The sequence below is a fragment of the bacterium genome, from assembly GCA_028821235.1.
In the GTDB taxonomy this organism is placed as follows: Bacteria; Actinomycetota; Acidimicrobiia; order Spongiisociales; family Spongiisociaceae; genus Spongiisocius.
Genome location: JAPPGV010000130.1, coordinates 19748 through 36025, shown reverse-complemented (window position 1 = coordinate 36025; position 16278 = coordinate 19748). Strand labels below are relative to the sequence as shown.

Annotated in this window: 13 protein-coding genes; 8 read left to right on the top strand and 5 right to left on the bottom strand. The window is 67.9% G+C overall.

Annotated features, from left to right (window positions below; translation table 11 throughout):
• Positions 1–295: 295 nt before the first annotated feature.
• Together nucS and trmL are read left to right on the top strand one after the other, a co-directional pair.
• Entirely contained in the window at positions 296–955 is a 660-nt protein-coding gene (gene nucS / locus OXK16_13735; GenBank protein ID MDE0377005.1) for an endonuclease NucS, read from the top strand.
• Between the two features lie 302 nt (positions 956–1257).
• The gene (gene trmL, locus OXK16_13730) at positions 1258–1722 is read left to right on the top strand and encodes a tRNA (uridine(34)/cytosine(34)/5-carboxymethylaminomethyluridine(34)-2'-O)-methyltransferase TrmL (GenBank protein MDE0377004.1); all 465 of its coding nucleotides are present in this window, start codon (positions 1258–1260) and stop codon (positions 1720–1722) included.
• A gap of 22 nt (positions 1723–1744) precedes the next feature.
• Here trmL and OXK16_13725 read toward each other — a convergent pair whose 3' ends face one another.
• Together OXK16_13725 and OXK16_13720 are read right to left on the bottom strand one after the other, a co-directional pair.
• Complete coding sequence (locus OXK16_13725; protein MDE0377003.1) at positions 1745–3082, bottom strand: dipeptidase; 1338 nt, start codon at positions 3080–3082, stop codon at positions 1745–1747.
• Positions 3083–3114: 32 nt separating this feature from the next.
• Positions 3115–3714 (bottom strand): phosphoribosyltransferase family protein, encoded by a 600-nt coding sequence (locus tag OXK16_13720; GenBank protein ID MDE0377002.1) that lies wholly within the window; start codon positions 3712–3714, stop codon positions 3115–3117.
• Between the two features lie 404 nt (positions 3715–4118).
• On the opposite strand from OXK16_13720, the gene OXK16_13715 reads away from it, so the two are divergent.
• The 3 genes from OXK16_13715 (at position 4119) to OXK16_13705 (ending at position 8052) form a co-directional block, all read left to right on the top strand.
• On the top strand, positions 4119–6239 hold the full coding sequence (locus OXK16_13715; GenBank protein MDE0377001.1) for an S-layer homology domain-containing protein: 2121 nt from the start codon (positions 4119–4121) through the stop codon (positions 6237–6239).
• Positions 6240–6580: 341 nt separating this feature from the next.
• Complete coding sequence (locus OXK16_13710; GenBank protein MDE0377000.1) at positions 6581–7273, top strand: hypothetical protein; 693 nt, start codon at positions 6581–6583, stop codon at positions 7271–7273.
• A complete protein-coding gene (locus OXK16_13705; GenBank protein ID MDE0376999.1) occupies positions 7273–8052 on the top strand; it encodes a deoxyribonuclease IV in 780 nt (259 codons plus the stop codon). The genes OXK16_13710 and OXK16_13705 overlap by 1 nt, the downstream gene beginning before the upstream one ends.
• A 12-nt stretch (positions 8053–8064) precedes the next feature.
• On the opposite strand, the gene OXK16_13700 is transcribed toward OXK16_13705, so the two are convergent.
• Both OXK16_13700 and clpB read right to left on the bottom strand, forming a co-directional pair.
• Positions 8065–8376 (bottom strand): hypothetical protein, encoded by a 312-nt coding sequence (locus tag OXK16_13700; GenBank protein MDE0376998.1) that lies wholly within the window; start codon positions 8374–8376, stop codon positions 8065–8067.
• Positions 8377–8415: 39 nt separating this feature from the next.
• Complete coding sequence (clpB, locus tag OXK16_13695) at positions 8416–11025, bottom strand: ATP-dependent chaperone ClpB (protein MDE0376997.1); 2610 nt, start codon at positions 11023–11025, stop codon at positions 8416–8418.
• A 238-nt stretch (positions 11026–11263) separates the two neighbouring features.
• Here clpB and OXK16_13690 point away from each other — a divergent pair, with 238 nt between their 5' ends.
• Together OXK16_13690 and OXK16_13685 are read left to right on the top strand one after the other, a co-directional pair.
• Positions 11264–11995, top strand: a complete 732-nt coding sequence (locus OXK16_13690; protein MDE0376996.1) for an alpha/beta hydrolase — start codon at positions 11264–11266, stop codon at positions 11993–11995.
• Positions 11992–13542 carry a UDP-N-acetylmuramoyl-tripeptide--D-alanyl-D-alanine ligase gene (locus tag OXK16_13685; GenBank protein ID MDE0376995.1) on the top strand — a complete coding sequence of 517 codons (1551 nt, stop codon included), beginning with the start codon at positions 11992–11994 and terminating at the stop codon, positions 13540–13542. Before OXK16_13690 ends, OXK16_13685 begins: the two co-directional genes overlap by 4 nt.
• A 546-nt stretch (positions 13543–14088) precedes the next feature.
• On the opposite strand, the gene OXK16_13680 is transcribed toward OXK16_13685, so the two are convergent.
• Positions 14089–15618: a nicotinate phosphoribosyltransferase gene (locus OXK16_13680; protein MDE0376994.1), complete on the bottom strand. Its 1530-nt coding sequence runs from the start codon at positions 15616–15618 to the stop codon at positions 14089–14091.
• Here OXK16_13680 and OXK16_13675 point away from each other — a divergent pair.
• The gene (locus tag OXK16_13675) at positions 15611–16240 is read left to right on the top strand and encodes an isochorismatase family protein (GenBank protein ID MDE0376993.1); all 630 of its coding nucleotides are present in this window, start codon (positions 15611–15613) and stop codon (positions 16238–16240) included. The two genes, OXK16_13680 and OXK16_13675, sit on opposite strands and share 8 nt — an antisense overlap.
• Positions 16241–16278 lie beyond the last annotated feature (38 nt).

The window sequence follows — 16278 nt, the reverse complement described above, 5'->3', positions numbered from 1 at the left end:
GGAAGGGGCTTATGCAGGCCGGGATGCCGGAAACCCGGACATTCGTCGTCCCGGTGATTATTCCCCACTCACGACTCCGGCGCACGTCATGTCCATGGGGGATCACCCTCGAATGTGCTAGAGGCCGCGTCCGGCATGCGGGGAATGGCCTGATTTCGACCCTACCAACCTCGGGTTGTTACACGGAAAGGGAGAACTGGCCCTATCCCGACCCTCTCCGTGTCGGGCACGGTGGCGAGGGCCGGCCACTGGTCCGTTACGCCGCCCGGCGGTCGGCGGTTATCCTCCCGTCACGATGCGCTTGGTCATCGCGCGCTGCTCGGTCGACTACCGCGGCCGCCTCACCGCCCACCTTCCTTCCGCTACCCGCCTGATCATGGTCAAGGCGGACGGATGCGTGGCCATCCACGCCGATGGCGGCGCCTACAAGCCTCTGAACTGGATGAACGCTCCCAATACGCTGGTCGAGGAGGAGGCTCGCTGGGTTGTCACCAACCCGAAGGGGGAGGAACTGACCATCAGGATCGAGGAGGTCGTGTCCGACCGCCGATTCGATCTGGGGCAGGATCCCGGGTTGGAGAAGGACGGTGTGGAAGCCCACCTCCAGGAACTGCTGGCCGCCAAGCCGGAAGTACTGGAGGAGGGGATGGTGGTGGTTCGCCGGGAGTACCCCACCGACATCGGACCGGTCGATCTGCTGTGCCGGTCGGCCGACGGCGACACGGTGGCGGTCGAGATCAAGCGGAAGGGCGAGATGGACGGGGTGGAACAACTGACCCGGTACCTGGATCGCCTCGGCAACGACTCGCGCCTGCATCCGCTGCGGGGAGTGCTCGCCGCGACGATCATCGCCCCTCAGGCAAGGGTGCTGGCGGCGGCACGAGGAATCGCCTGCGTGGAAGTGGACTACGAGGAACTGAGAGGCGCTCCGTCCAATCATCTGCGCCTTTTCTAGGCCCGACCGCTTGTGCCTGGCGATGAACGATCCACCGATCGGAGGGGGAGGGCTGGATGTGTCACACCGCCGCTATACGTTGCCTGTCGCCAAGCACCTACGCCGGCCGATGATGCCATTACCGATCGGTTCGGCCGGCCCGAGGGAACACAGGGCTCATGGAGCGAGCAGCCGTTTCCCGGCATCCGGCCGGGCATGGCCGACCACGCTCCGAACCGGGACTGGTGGTGCCGGGGGAGGGCCCGGCGGGCGCAGCCCGCTTGGCGTGATTTTCGCGTTCTCTTGAGACCAGGACACCGGGCATGTTCCAGGTAGTGCTCTACCGGCCCGAGATACCGCCTAACACGGGGAACATCATCCGTCTGTGCGCCAATACCGGTGCCGACCTGCATCTGGTCCACCCGCTGGGGTTCTCCATGGACGACACCCGTCTGAGGCGGGCCGGCCTCGACTACCACGAGTACGCGAGCGTCAGGGAACACTCAGACTTCGAGGCGTATCTGGAGGCGGCCCGGCCGGCACGGCTGTTTGCCATGTCGGGAAGCGGCCGGAAGCGGTACTCCGAGGTGACCTATCGGGAGGGCGACGCCTTGCTGTTCGGTCCGGAGAGCGTCGGGCTGAGCGGGCACATCCTGGGCCACGAGGGGGTGACCGAGACCCTACGGATCCCGATGCTGCCGGACCGCAGGAGCCTCAACCTGTCCAATGCGGTCGCGATCGTCCTGTTCGAGGCCTGGCGCCAACTGGCGTACCGCGGCGGCGTCTGACGGGCGGGATCAGAGCGACGGCTCAGCCGGCCAGGGCCCGCAGGGCCACCGCTTCGGCTATCGCGCTCCTGCGCAGCTCGCCCAGGTCGAGGCTCTCGTTGGGGCCGTGTATGTAGCTGGTGGGGTCGCCCGCTCCGGTCAGCACCAGATCGGCCTGGGGGAACGCCTCGGAGAACGCCTGCACGAAGGGGATGGAGCCGCCGATGCCGGTGTAGGCGGCCTCGCGTCCGTACGCATGGCGGAAACCGGCCTGGAACGCCTCGTAGGCAGGACCGGACGTATCCAGCGAGAAGGGGTGGGCGGACGCACCCCGCTCCACCTCGACGTCTGCGCCCCATGGGACCGCCCCCTCCAGGTGGCGTACCAGGGAGTCCATCGCCCGGTCGGGGTTGTCCCCGGGCGCCAGCCGGACCGATACCTTGGCCCGGGCCTCCGGCACCAGTTGGTTGATGGAGCCCGCCACCGGAGGAGCATCGATCGAGAGTACCGACAGGGCCGGCCCGGCCCACAGGCGTTCCGTGATCGACCCCTCCCCGATGGTCTCCACCCCTGCCAGCACGCCGGCATCCCGGCGGGCCTCGTCCTCATCAGCATCGATGAGCGGGGGTTGCCCGCGCACCAGGCCGGGTACCGCCACGCTTCCATCCTGGTCATGGAGAGAGGCCAGCGCCCGCACCAGCACGGAGAGAGCGTCGGGGAACACCCCTCCCCAGACGCCGGAATGAACCCCCGCCTCCAGAGTGCGGACCGTGACGGTGCAGTCGATCAACCCCCGCAGAGAGGTGGTCAGCGCCGGCACGCCCACCGCCCAGTTGGCTGCGTCGGCCACCACGATGACATCGGCGGCCAGCAGCTCCCGGTATCGCGCCAGGAACCCGTCCAGGTGAAGGGAACCGATCTCCTCCTCGCCTTCGAGGAAGACCTTCACCCCGACGGGCGGCCGGCCCTCATGAGCCCGTATCGCCCCTGTGTGGATTACGATCCCGGCCTTGTCATCGGCCGTGCCCCGGCCGTACAGGCGGCCGCGGGACTCGGTCGGCTCGAAGGGCGGAGTGCTCCACAGCTCGGCCGGCCCGGGGGGTTGCACGTCGTAGTGGGCGTAGAGCAGGACGGTGGGGGCGTCGGGAGCAGGGGGAGCGATCTCGGCGAACACGGCCGGGTGGGAGCCGTCCAGCTCGAGGATTCTTGCTCCCGCCAGGCCCGCCCCCTCCAGCTGGGCGGCGGAGACCTCCGCGGCTTGGCGAACGCGGCCGGGATCGAAGCCGGGAGCGCTTATCGAGTCGACCCGGACGAGTTCCTCCAAGTCGCTCCTCAGCGCGGGGAACAGCTCGTCGATGGCCGAAGTCAGGTCGTCGTGCATAGTGGGGAGGCCGGTCTCAATCACCTGGTGATTCAGCTGACGGCTCGGTCGGCCATCGGCGGGTGGTCGGTGGGCGGAACGACCGGGGCGATACCCAGGTCGGCGTAGGTGGCCATCGGGATGTACGGGACGCCGAGCTCGTGGAAGGAGTTTGTGGCGGTGTCGCCCCGGTCCGCCAGCGTTACCGCCGCCACCACCTCGGCGCCGGTCCGCCGGACCGCGCCGAGGGCGTCGATGACGGACCCGCCGGTTGTCACGACGTCCTCGACAAGCAGCACCCTATCGCCGGGGCCGATCTGCAATCCCTCGATGCGGCGCCCGGTTCCTCGCCCCTTCTGCCGTTTACGAACGATGAACCACCGCGTGTCGGTCACGGCGGCGATGCCCACCGCCAGCGCGTCGGCGCCCAATGTGGGACCACCGGCGGCATCGAACTCTATCCCGGCTGCGCCGACGGCCTCGACGATGGCATCGCATGCGACCTTGAGGTCCTGCCACGCGGCGAAGGCCTCCTTGCCGTCGATGAAGTCTCTCGACATGGCCCCGCACGCCAGCTGTATCTCCTCGTCGCGGTGGCTCAGCGCCTTGGTCCTCAGGATCTGTTGAAGCCCGGCTCGTAGCGGCGAGGGCACGGCGGTTCTCCTCCTGGTGCGGTGCTCCTAGGAGGGTACTCAAAGTGTCCAGTCAGCCCATGACCGGCGCTGGAACCCAAGGCGGAGGACGTGGCCGGCCACCCATGCCCTCCTCCCTCTTAGGGATGCTCCCTTCCGTGACTCTTCGTAGTCCCCTCCCCGACGGACGCACACCATGCCACCTCAACCGCAGCATCGCGAGCGCCTACGTCACGCCGTGCCGGGTGTCACGCCTGGGCCTGGGCCTAGCCGGGTGCTGCGGCCGGAAACCTGGTGTTCGCAAGCCGGCCTCGTTGAGAGCGCCCGGAGCGGGCTAGCCTTACCCGACCGAGCAGTCTCGCCGGCCGCTACGAGGTCGAGGAGAGCATGCTCACGCACGGGTTTCTGAGATCGGAAGGTTGGAGTTGCGGGTCGAGGTAGCGGGAGGAAGGGCGACCGGGCCCGGCCGGCGCACCGTTGCGGCGCTACTCGCGGGAGCGCTGATCGCCTCGGCGAGTGCCTTCGGTCCGGTTCCTGCCCGGGCAACCGACGGCGTCGCCGATCACCTGCCCGCCGCGACAGCCTGTGCCGGAGCCGCAACCAAGTCGGCCGGGTTCCTCGACACGCTCGGCCTGATCGCTGAGCCTTCCATAAACTGCCTGGCCCACTACGGCATCACGGCCGGGACCGCGCCGAACATCTTCACGCCGGAATCTCCCGTCACCCGATGGCAGATGGCGTTGTTCCTCGTCCGTGCGGCCCCCCTCGCCGGGGTCGACCTGAGCCCACCAATCGATCAGGGTTTCGTGGACATCGGGGGTCTCAGGCCAGGGGCTCAGGATGCGATCAACCAGCTGGCGAGCCTGGGCATCACACGGGGTAGCTCGCCTACCACCTTCTCGCCCAATTCCCTGGTGAACCGGAGCCAGATGGCGCTGCTCCTGCATCGGTTCCTCCTGCAGTCGGCCGTCGGGCCGGGTGGGGTTCGCGCCGCGAGCGTCAAGCCGGACGACACGACTTTCTCGGACATCGGCGGTCTTAGCGGCAACGTGAACAACGCCATACGAATCCTGTTCGAGATGGGGGTGACGTCCGGCACTTCGGCGACCACCTACTCGCCTTCCTCGATCGTGACGCGGGCGCAGATGGCTATCTTCATTGCCCGGATGCTGGCGCACACCAATGCCCGCCCTGCCGGAGTGACCATGCACGCCGCAGCCGATCGGGTGTCCTCGGGCGACACCCTGATCGTGCACGTGTCGGTGCGGGACAGCAATCACCGGCCGGTTGCACGTGGCTACGTGGACATGTTCACTACGCCCCTATCGAGGCCCTTGACGTCCTTCGACAGCGACGGCCTCTGCGTCAACGACGTGGAGGCAGTGTTCGGTGAGTTGGTGTGCAGGATCGACCAACTCGATCAGCGGGTCGACGATCAGGGGAACCTGCTGGCTGTGCTCCAGCCCACCGATCACATGGTGCTCTGGGCTTGGACCGGCTCGGGCGGGAACACGTTCGTGCTCGATGGTGTGCCGACCGACATGGTCCGGGTTTCGGTGTGGAAGCATGCGGTGGCGGTCGACGTCCTGGACGATCTACCTCCAACCGCCATCGTGGCTCCGATGGGCGAGTCCATAGAGGTCACCGTCCGGTTGGTGGATGAGCATGGCCAGGCAGTGGAGGACCAGGGGGTGCGCGTTCAGGTGAGCACCACCCTTGAGATCAACGGGATCAGGCAACGGAAGGTTGTCAGGACTCATCTGACGGATGACAAGGGGAGGGTGGAACTGTCGTTCACAGGCAGGGATCCCAGCTCGACACAGGTCGGCGACACCGTCAGGATGGATCTGGACGTGGATGCCGGCTTTCTCGATGTCCTGGACCGGACCACGCCTGGCGTGGTCACCCACGATGCCGTCGAGTCCAGGGACGCCTGGTTCACGTGGTCCGACGCGGCGCCGCGGACGAGCACCCTCGGGCTGGCACAGACGGTGCAGTACCACCTGCTGCCTGCGTCGGCGCCCGGTCCCACCAACCTGATCAGGGCTCTACTCACCGATCAGTACGGCAGCCCCGTACCTGACGCCCGGATCGACTTCACATCCGACGATCCGGACGGCATAGGGAGTACCTTGTCCAGGCTGACCGATCAGCGAGGTATCGCGGTTCTGCGTTACCTGTGGGGCAGCTCGGATGCGGCCGCCGAACGGATAACGGCCCGGCTGGCCGGCTCGGACCTGGCGCCCGCCTCCATCCGGCACTTCTGGGTGAAGCCGGAGCTCAATGGAGCGTCCAGTTCGGGCGTGGTGATCCATGTCTCGGACACCCTGCGCAATCAGATAGTGGTAGGCCATCCCACGCCAAGGGTCATCAGCTACACCGGTAGGGACCGGTTCCTGCTGGAGGGTCGGTCGGTGACGCCGGCGGTATTCGAGGAGGCTTTGGATGCGGGCTTCTACGGACGGATCAAGTACACCGGCTACTCGACCGATCCCCAACGCGTGAACGCATTCGATCTCACCAACAGTGCCTCCGGGGCAGGTTGAGACCTAGTGGTCTGCCTGCGAAACAACCGGGTGTTCTGGCGGTCATCGGCGTCCCGTCGCTGCGTTCCGCTTCCTTAACGTACCCTGCGGGTACGCCTTCGTCAGCGGGCCTTGCGAGGAACACCGCTGCCTCGCCATACCACACCGCCATTACACAGACAGACCACTAGAAGTTCCCAGTCGGCTGCAACCTCGGGTTCAGGGCGTCACTTGGGAACTCCTCAGTCCGAAGAACCCCGAGGATTCGGCAGGTTGCCAAATCTCGGCTCCGCGCCGAGCCACCGGGGCCGTCCCGATGGTCGCTCATCCATCTGCGCACCTGGAACCGGTAACCTGGCCGGATGTCCGTTTCCGAGCCTCTTGCGCCCTCTCTCCAGACCGAGCCGCCCTGGTACGCCGTTCTGGTCGTAAGGAGGAGGCTTGGCGGGAGGTGGTCCCTCGGGTTGGTCGGAGCGCTCCTGATCCTTCACGGCGGCGGTCTGCTGTTCGGGTGGTCGCCCACCAGCACGGTGCTCGGTCTGATCTACCCGAACGAGGACGACCTTCCAGGGATAGAAACGCGGGATATGGGGTGGGCGGCGATGTTCCTGATCGTGGGTGTACTGCTGATCGTTTGGGTGTCCGTCCGGCTCGTCAGCCGGAGACCGGTCCTCCGGGCAGACCCTTCCGGCTTGGCGCTCGCGGTAGGGGGGCCTTTCCGGCGGGCGGTCACCGTCCCATGGAGCGAGGTGGATGGAGTCTCGGCGACGACGGCGTCGGACGACTACGGAGACGTTCCTGCCTTGCTGGTCAACCTGGCCGACCCGAGCCGGATCGGCCCCAACCCCTGGGGCGCCAGATGGATCGAGCCCTCCATCCTCTCCATCAGCGCGCCGGACTGGACTCAACATCCGCGGAGTGTCGTCGACCAACTGGGAGAAGCCGCAGGGCCGGGGACCCACCCGACGCCGGATGAGACCGGATCCGACCCGTCACCTCCGCAGATGGCCGCCGATCCGGTTGCCGGCATGCCTTCCGAGGATGGGGACCCGTGATCGCCGTCGGCGCCCATGTGTCGGGCGAGGATCCGGTCAACGAGGCCCTGCTACGCAGTGTGGACCTGGTGCAGATCTTCCTCGGCCCGCCGCAATCATGGAAGAAGCCCCCGTCGCGACCCGACGCCCGGGAGCTGAGGGATTCCCCCGTGAGAATCTATGTCCACGCCCCCTACCGGCTCAACGTGGCCAGCCCCAACAACCGGATCCGCATCCCCAGCCGCAAGACCCTGGCCAACATCGTGGATGCTGCCGAGCAGATCGGTGCGGCCGGCGTAGTCGTGCACGGTGGCCACGTGACCGGTGGTGAGCCGGTCGAGGACGGGTTCCCGCGCTGGCGCAAGGCCCTGGAGAGCTTCGAGACCGACCTTCCCATCCTGATCGAGAACACTGCTTCGGGCGACAACGCCCAGGCCCGGCGGATCGATGACCTGGCCCGGCTCTGGGAAGAGATCGGCGACCTGGGGCCCGGATTCTGCCTGGATACCTGCCATGTCTGGGCCGGGGGAGAGCCCCTGGAAGGAGTGGTCGAGCGGGTGCTCGAGGCGACCGGCCGGATTGACCTCGTCCATCTGAACGACTCGCGGGACGGGTTCGACTCCCGGCGAGACCGCCACGCCAACCTGGGTCAGGGACACATCCCCGGAGACCTGCTGACCGAGATCGTCCGCCAGGCCGGGGCGCCCACCATCATCGAGACCCCGGGGGGCGTTGCCGAGCACAACGCCGACCTGGACTGGATCAGGAACCGGCTGGCGACCGCTCCGAGCCTGGCCTAGCCGTTATCCGCCCTAACCGTTGTCCTGGTAGACGGCGGCGATCTCGTCCCCGCACTCCGCCTCGATCCGGTCCATGACCGCGCCGTGGCGAGTAGCGTCGACCAGGATCCCGCTCACGTCATCGGCCGTCATGCCCTCGGTCCTCACCTGCCGGCACACTTCCCAGGCCAGGTAGTCGAGGTCGTCCCGGGGTTGCTCGTTCCCGCAGGACGCGCCGACGAGCACCGCCACCGTCAGGAACAGCGACCAGCGCCGTGAGCCGGTGTTCGTGCGGCCGCGGATTCGGTTCCATCGCATCGCAATCCGGCTCACGCTAGTGGTCATGCTCCCCGCTGCGGTCGGGACGGCGCCGCGCGAGACGACCTATGCCCGCACGCCCGAGCGACCGGTCGGCGGCGACTTGTCCACGGAGAGGGCCAACCCCTCGCCGTCGGCGGTCGTGGTCACGGTGTCGCCGGATCGGAAGCGTCCTTCCAGCAGGCCCAGGGCGAGCGGGTCGACCAGGGCGGTCTGGAGGAGGCGCTTGAGCGGCCGGGCGCCGTAGGCGGGGTCGTAGCCTCTGCCGGCCAGCCAGTCGGCCGCCTCGTCGGACAGGTTCACGGTGATGCCCCTGGCCTCGATCCGCTCGGCGAGCCGGGCGAACTGGAGATCCACGATCCGGCGCAGGTCCTTTTCGGATAGCCGGGAGAACACCACGATGTCGTCGATCCGGTTGAGGAACTCGGGACGGAAGTGGCCCCGCACCCGTTCCATGACCCGGCTGTGGACCGCCTCCCAGGGAAGATCCGGGGTGATCAGCTCCGAGCCCAGGTTGGAGGTCATGATCAGCACCGCGTTGGTGAAGTCCACGGTCCGGCCCTGGCCGTCGGTGAGCCGCCCGTCGTCGAGCACCTGGAGGAGCGCCCCGAACACTTCGGGATGCGCCTTCTCCACCTCGTCGAGCAGGACCACCGAGTAGGGGCGGCGCCGGACCGCCTCGGTCAGCTGACCGCCCTCCTCGTAACCCACGTAGCCGGGAGGCGCGCCGACCAGCCGGCTGACCGAGTGCTTCTCCATGTACTCGGACATGTCGATGCGCACCATGGCCCGCTCGTCGTCGAACATGAAGGCGGCGAGGGTCTTGGCCAGCTCGGTCTTGCCCACCCCGGAGGGACCGAGGAAGAGGAAAGATCCGATCGGGCGGTTGGGGTCGGCCAGACCCGAGCGGCTCCGTCGGATCGCGCCGGCCACCGCCGACACACCGGCATCCTGGCCGATCACTCGCTCGTGGAGATGATCCTCGAGGTGGACCAGCCTGGCCATCTCGCTCTCCATGAGGCGCGATACGGGGATCCCGGTCCAACGGCTCACGACCGCCGCCACATCCTCCTCGGTGACCTCCTCGCTGAGCATGGACATGTCGGCCTGCAGATCGGCGAGGGCCTCCTCGCGGGTTGCCAGTTCCCGCGCCAGGCGGGGGAGCTCCCCGTACTGCAGCTCCGCGGCTCGCTGCAGGTCACCGGCCCGGGTGGCCTGGTCCGACTCCATGCGGGCATCCTCGATCTGTTGCTTGACCGACCTGATCGCCTCGATCTCGTCCTTCTCGTGCTGCCAATGGGTGGTCAGCCGGTCCAATTCCTCGGCGATCTCGGCCATCTCCTGGCGGACAGCCTCCATCCGGGCCTTCGAACCCGGGTCGGACTCCTTGCCCAGCGCGCTTGCCTCGATCTCTAGCTGGCGCAGCCGGCGGGTCAGGGTGTCGATCTCCTCGGGCATGGAGTCGATCTCGATGCGGAGCCGGGAGGCGGCTTCGTCCATCAGGTCGATGGCCTTGTCGGGCAGGTGCCGGGAGGTGATGTAGCGGTCGGACAGCACGGCCGCGGCGATCAGGGCCGCATCGGTGATCCGGACCCCGTGGTGCACTTCGTAGCGTTCCTTCAGACCCCGCAGGATCCCGACCGTCTCGTCGGTGCTGGGAGGCGCCACCATCACCGGCTGGAAGCGCCGTTCCAGGGCGGCGTCCTTCTCCACGTGCTTGCGGTACTCGTCCAGTGTGGTGGCGCCGATCATGCGGAGCTCGCCCCGGGCGAGCAGCGGCTTGAGCATGTTGGAGGCGTCCATCGCCCCCTCGGCGGCGCCGGCGCCCACCAGCGTGTGCATCTCGTCGATGAAGGTGACGATCCGGCCCTCGGCGGCCTTGATCTCGTCGAGCGTGGCCTTGAGGCGCTCCTCGAACTCCCCCCGGTACTTGGCTCCCGCCACCATGGCGCCCAGGTCGAGCGCCACGATCCGCTTGTTCTTGAGGCCCTCGGGGACGTCGCCGTCCAGGATACGCAGGGCAAGTCCCTCGGCGATGGCGGTCTTGCCGACGCCGGGCTCGCCGATGAGGACCGGGTTGTTCTTGGTGCGCCGGCTCAGCACCTGGATGATCCGGCGTATTTCATCGTCCCGCCCGATCACCGGATCGAGCTTGCCCGCCCCGGCCTCGGCGACCAGATCGCGCCCGTACCGTTCCAGGGCGGCCATCGTTTCCTCGGGGTTGTCGGTGGTGACCCGCCGGGCGCCGCGGACGTCCGCCAGCACGTCGGAGATGGCCTGGCGGGTGACGCCGGAGTCCCGCAGGAGGCTTCCGGCCCGGGTGTCGGACCCGGCCAGGGCCGCCAGCACGTGCTCTACGGAGGTGTAGCTGTCACCGGCCGCGGCCATCGCAGCCCGGGCGTCCTCCAGGATGCGGATGGTGGAGCGGGCGTAGCCGGTCTCGGCGCCGCCGTACACCTGCGGGAGTGACTCCACGAGGGCCTCGGCGCCCTGGCGGAGAAGAGCCGGCGTCGCATCGAGGCGGGCCAGCAGGGGAAGGGTGACGGTGTCGGGTTGCCCGAGGAGTGCCACGAGCAGATGGGCCGGCTCGACCGCCTGATGATGGCGAGCGGTGGCGTCGTCGCGGGCTGTTACCAGGGCCGCCTGTGCCTTCTGGGTGAACCTTCCTGCGTCCATCGTTACTCCGCCTCTCCGGGGCCGGACTACCTTCCACCTGTTCCAACGCCGGTGGCGCGTGGATTATGCCCAGAAAATCTGAGCGTAAAGATATCAAATTCGGACCCTGTGGCAAGGCTCGGGGTTTGCCGCGAGCGGAAGCGACCAGGCAGGATGGCTCGCTCGGTAACCTGCCGTGAGAACCCGGTAGCGCGTTCTGTCCGGAACGGTCCGGGACTAGACCTTGGAGACACCCCCGATGCCCTTGACCAGCCTTGCGGATGGCCTGTTCGGCGAGCGCTACGGATCGGGACCGGTCCGGGTGGTGGCTCTCCACGGCTGGGGTCGGGACCGGCGTGACTTCCGGCGCGTCCTGGAGGGCTTCGATGGGGTGGCGGTCGACCTGCCCGGGTTCGGCGCCACGCCTCCACCGGCCGAAGCCACCGGCGCGGCCGGATATGCCGGGATGGTGGCCGTCTGGTTGGAGCAGCTATCCGGGCCCCAGGTCCTGGTGGGGCATTCGTTCGGGGGCCGGGTCGCCGTGGTCCTGGCCGCGACCCGGCCGGAGCTGGTAGCCGGCCTGGTCCTGGTGGGGGTACCCCTGCTCCACCGCTTGGATCGAGCTGCCCGCCGGCCTTCGGTCGCCTACCGGCTGCTGCGCCTGGCCCACCGGACCGGTCTGATCAGCGACGAGCGTCTCGAACGCGAGAAGCGCCGCCGGGGATCGGCCGACTACCGGGCGGTGACCGGGGTGATGCGCGACACCCTGGTGAGGGTGGTGAACGAGAGCTACGAGGACCGCCTGCCCGACGTGGCCTGTCCGGTGCGGCTGGTGTGGGGAGCGGCCGACTCGGAGGTTCCACCGGAGGTGGCGCATCGAGCCGCAGCGCTTCTCAGGAACGTGGACATCGAGGTGGTCGAGGGTTGCGGGCATGACCTTCTCCGAGAGGCCCCGGAGCGGATCCGGACGGCCATAGAGACCCTGATATGAGTTGGACCTCTTGGCTGGTGCCGGTGCTGAGCCTGGCGGGCATTGCCGTCGCGGCCGTCAAATGGCTCCGGGTGGCCCAGCGGGAGCACTACCTGGCCGGTTCGATCCTCTTCATGCGCCGGGTATGGATCACCGGCCGGTCCGTGAACGTCCTAGAGGAGGTGATGCTGGCCGGCGCCCTGGCCGGCTATGCCCTGGCGCCCGATTCGTTCTGGCCCTTGTTGGGTTGCTTGGGGATGGTGATCTTCCCGATCGGCCTCGGCTACCGCGGCCGGACGTCCCCGCTCAACTGGACCGTCCGGCTCAGGCGCACCGCCTCGGTCGGGGCGATCCTCCTCGCCCTAGCTACCGCCCTGCTCGGCTGGATGATCACCATCGTGCTCGACGGGGGATGGCCCGGTGCTCTCGCCATGGCCGCCGTCGTCTCGTGGTACGCCATCCCGGATCTCGTGCTGTGGATAGCCGCCCCTGTCGAGAGGCGCCTGTCGGAGAAGTTCGTGGTCCGAGCGGCCGGTACGCTCGACCGGGTGGCTCCGGTAGTGGTGGGTATCACCGGGAGCTACGGCAAGACCAGCACCAAGTGGTATGTCCGGGACCTCGTGTCCGGGACCAGGCGGGTGGTGGCCAGCCCGGCCAGCTTCAACAATCGGCTCGGCCTGGCCCGGGCGATCAACGAGACCCTGACCGATGACGCCGAGGTGTTCGTGGCGGAGATGGGCGCCTACCAGCCCGGGGAGATCGCCGACACCTGCTCCTGGATACCTCCGAGCATCGCCGTCCTGACCGCCATCGGGCCGGTTCACCTGCAACGGTTCAAGTCGGAGGAGCGCATCGTCGAGGCCAAGTCCGAGATCTTCGAGCATGCCGAGGTGGCGATTGTCAACGTGGACCATCCGGCGCTGGCGGAGTTGGCCGGGCGCCTGGGTGACCGGAAGGTGTGGCGATGCGGAACCTCCGAGGGGGCCACGGACGTGCGGGTCCGCCAGGACGGCGACCTCCTGACCATCGTGGTGCACAGCCGCGCGCTCGGCGAGCCGGTCCCGACCGGCCCGTTTCCCGCCAACCTGGCCTGTGCGGTCGCGGTGGCTCTGGAGATGGGGGTTCCTCCCGCAGTGGTGTCCGATCGGGCCCGCCGTCTCGCCCCCACGGACCATCGCCAGACATCCGGTCGGTCGGAGGCCGGGTTCGAGATCATCGACGACACGTTCAACTCCAATCCCGCCGGCGCCGCCCGGGCCCTCGAAGTCCTGGTGGGTGCCGGAAAGCCGTCCGGCCGCCGGGTGGTGGTGACTCCCGGGATGGTGGAACTCGGCCCCCGGCAGCACGACGCCAACCTGCGGTTCGCCGCGGCAGCCGCGGAGGTGGCGGATCATCTGGTGATCGTGGGCAGGGCCAACCGTAGGGCACTGCTCCGTGGCGCGCGAGGAGGCACGGTCGAGGTGATCCTGGTCGACAACAGGGAGCAGGCGGTGGCCTGGGTCCGGGAGCACCTGGGTCCGGGCGACGCCGTCCTTTACGAGAACGACCTGCCCGATCACTACCCGTGAGGGTTGACCCGAACCGGATCGTTGCGAGCGGGTGGGATGGAAGTGTCTGCTGAACATCCCGAGGTGCCGGTGCGTATCCGTTTCAGCCCCGGTGCTGTTCTCCATACGAGGGCCGTACCACCACCTGGCTGTTCCGGCCCGGCAAATATTTCGCGTTCTCTCCGATACGGGTCGACTTGGCACACCTCCGATATATGTTGGTCAGCGCCAAGCACCGACACTGACCTACAGCACGGAACCGATCGGAACGGTCAGCGGAAGGGAACAGAGCTTCATGGAGCGAGGGCCGATCTCCCGGCAGCCAGCCGGGCGTGGCCGACCACGCTCCAAACCGGATAGGTGGTGGTGGGGGCGGGCCCTTGGCCGGAGGCTCGGTTTTCGCGACTTGCGCCCTCTAGCGGTTCTTGAGGCAGAGGGCGTCATATATGACGTTCTGATCCTCAGGTTCGCCGCCGCTGCCGTTCTGTCAGGTCCTTAGGCGCGCTGACAGTTTGCGATGTTCTCGAAGCGTCACCTCGACCGGACTGCCGACCGGGGCGGTTTGGATCACATCTGGAGGCCGGCGATGAGCTCTTGCTTGAGATTGGACAGTTCCGGGCTCAGCGACACGTGGTACGTGTGGGGGTTGACCAGGCGCCGTACTCCTGGATCCAGCCGGGCGAGATCCGCTGACCGCCGTGCTCTCGCCGCTTCGAGATCGCCGAAGTCGCCGCCAACCCGCCGGCCGGATTCCAGCACCTTCACCCGGAGCGGCTCCACCCGCGACACCTGGCGGGCGGTCAGGATCCGGCCCACCTCGGGATGGCCGGGATGGACCAACTGGATGGGTCGGACGCCCGGATCGAAGCCGTCGAGGGTGATCAGGTCGGCCGTGGCCGTTCCTCGGTGGTTATAGATCCTCCACAGCCGCTTGCGGCCCGGATCCAGCACCTTGGAGGGCGTTTCCGAGATCTTGATCGCCGCGGTCCACTCGCTGCTCGAGTCCTTGACCGCGACCAGCTTGAAGACACCGTTGGGGCTCGGGCAACCGTCCGAGGTGACCAGGCGGGTACCCACTCCGTAGACGAGCCGGTCCAGCAGGCTTCCCGCATCCACCCCGTAGTCCCCGGCCTCCTCCAGGATCTGGTTTCGCACCTGCCAGATGGTGAGCTCGTCCAGATCGGATGAGAGCACGATCGCCACGTCTTCGAAGCCGGCCCGGTCGAGCATGGCTGCGGCCCTGACCGCCAGGTAGGCCAGGTCGCCCGAATCGAGCCGGATCCCCACTGGTCGGTGGCCTTTTCGGCTCAACTCCTCGAATACCTTGATGGCGTTGGGCAGGCCCGACTCGAGGGTGTTGATCGTGTCGACGAGGAGCAGGCAGTCATCGGGATACAGGTCGGCATAGGCCCTGAAGGCCTCGAGCTCGCTCCCCGATTCGGCGATGAACACCTGGACCAGCGAATGGGCATGGGTGCCGCGCGACTCGAAGCCCAGTCGGTGGGAGGTGGCGAAGTTGGAGGATCCTGCCGCGCCGCCGATGAGAGCCGCCCGGGTGGCCGAATCGGCTGCAGGGCCGGGCGCCCGTCGCATCCCGAACTCCAGCACCGCGGTCCCTCCGGCCGCCTCCACCGCCCGGGAGGTCTTGGTGGCCACCAGCGTGGCGTAATTGAGCCGGTTCAGCAGGGGGGTCTCCAGCAGCTGGGCCACGGCCAACGGCGCCTCGACGGTCACGACCGGCGTCTTGGGATGCACCACCCGGCCTTCCGGAATCGCCCACATCGAGAGGGACGCGAACCCGTCCGATCGGGTCAGCCATTCGATGAAGGGGTCGCCGAAGAGGCGCTTGCCGGAGCTGGTCTGCACTGTGCGCAGGGCGTCCGCCTCCGCGGGCCCGAACCAGGTGTGCTCCATCCAGTCGATCAGCGGTCCCAGGCCGGCGGTGATGCAGTATCCGGCCTGGTGGTCGCCGTAGTCGGGATAATGCCGGAAGTGGTAGTCGAACTGGGCGGTCCGGTCGGCCAGGCCATAGCTGTGGTAGAGCTGAGCCATGGTCAGCTGGTAATGATCGGTGGCCAGGATGCCCTCGGTGAGCACGCCGCCACGTTACCCGAGCAGGTACTCTCAAGACGTGACTGCCTATGCGCCGGACACCGCGCTGGTCGTGGTGGACGTCCAGAACGACTTCGCCGATCCGGATGGAAGCCTGTACGTTCCGGGCGGGGACACTCAGGTGGTCCCGGCGGTGAACCACCAGATCTCCTTGGCGTTGGAGGCGGGTGCCTCCGTCTTCTACACCCAGGACTGGCACCCGGAGCGGACCCCGCACTTTGCCATCGACGGGGGTATCTGGCCGGTCCATTGCGTGGCCGGGACCGCCGGCGCCGACTTCCACCCCGACCTCCGGATCGAAGGCCCCAGTGTCCACAAGGGCGCCGGGGGGGAGGACGGCTACTCGGGATTCACGATGCGTGATCCGAGGTCGGGCGAGGAGATTCCCACCGAGCTGGCTTCCATGATCAGGGAGGCGGGTTGCCGGCATGTCGTGGTGGTGGGGCTGGCCCTCGACTATTGCGTGAAGGACACGGCCCTCGATGCAGCCAGGGAAGGGTTCGACACCACCGTGCTCCTCGCTGCCACCGCGGCGGTCAACCTGGACCCCGGCGACGGGGAGGCGGCGGTCGAGCAGCTACGCCGGGCGGGCGTAACGGTCGATTGAGCGACGTTTCCCCGGATGTGTTCCGGGCCGTCGTTGCC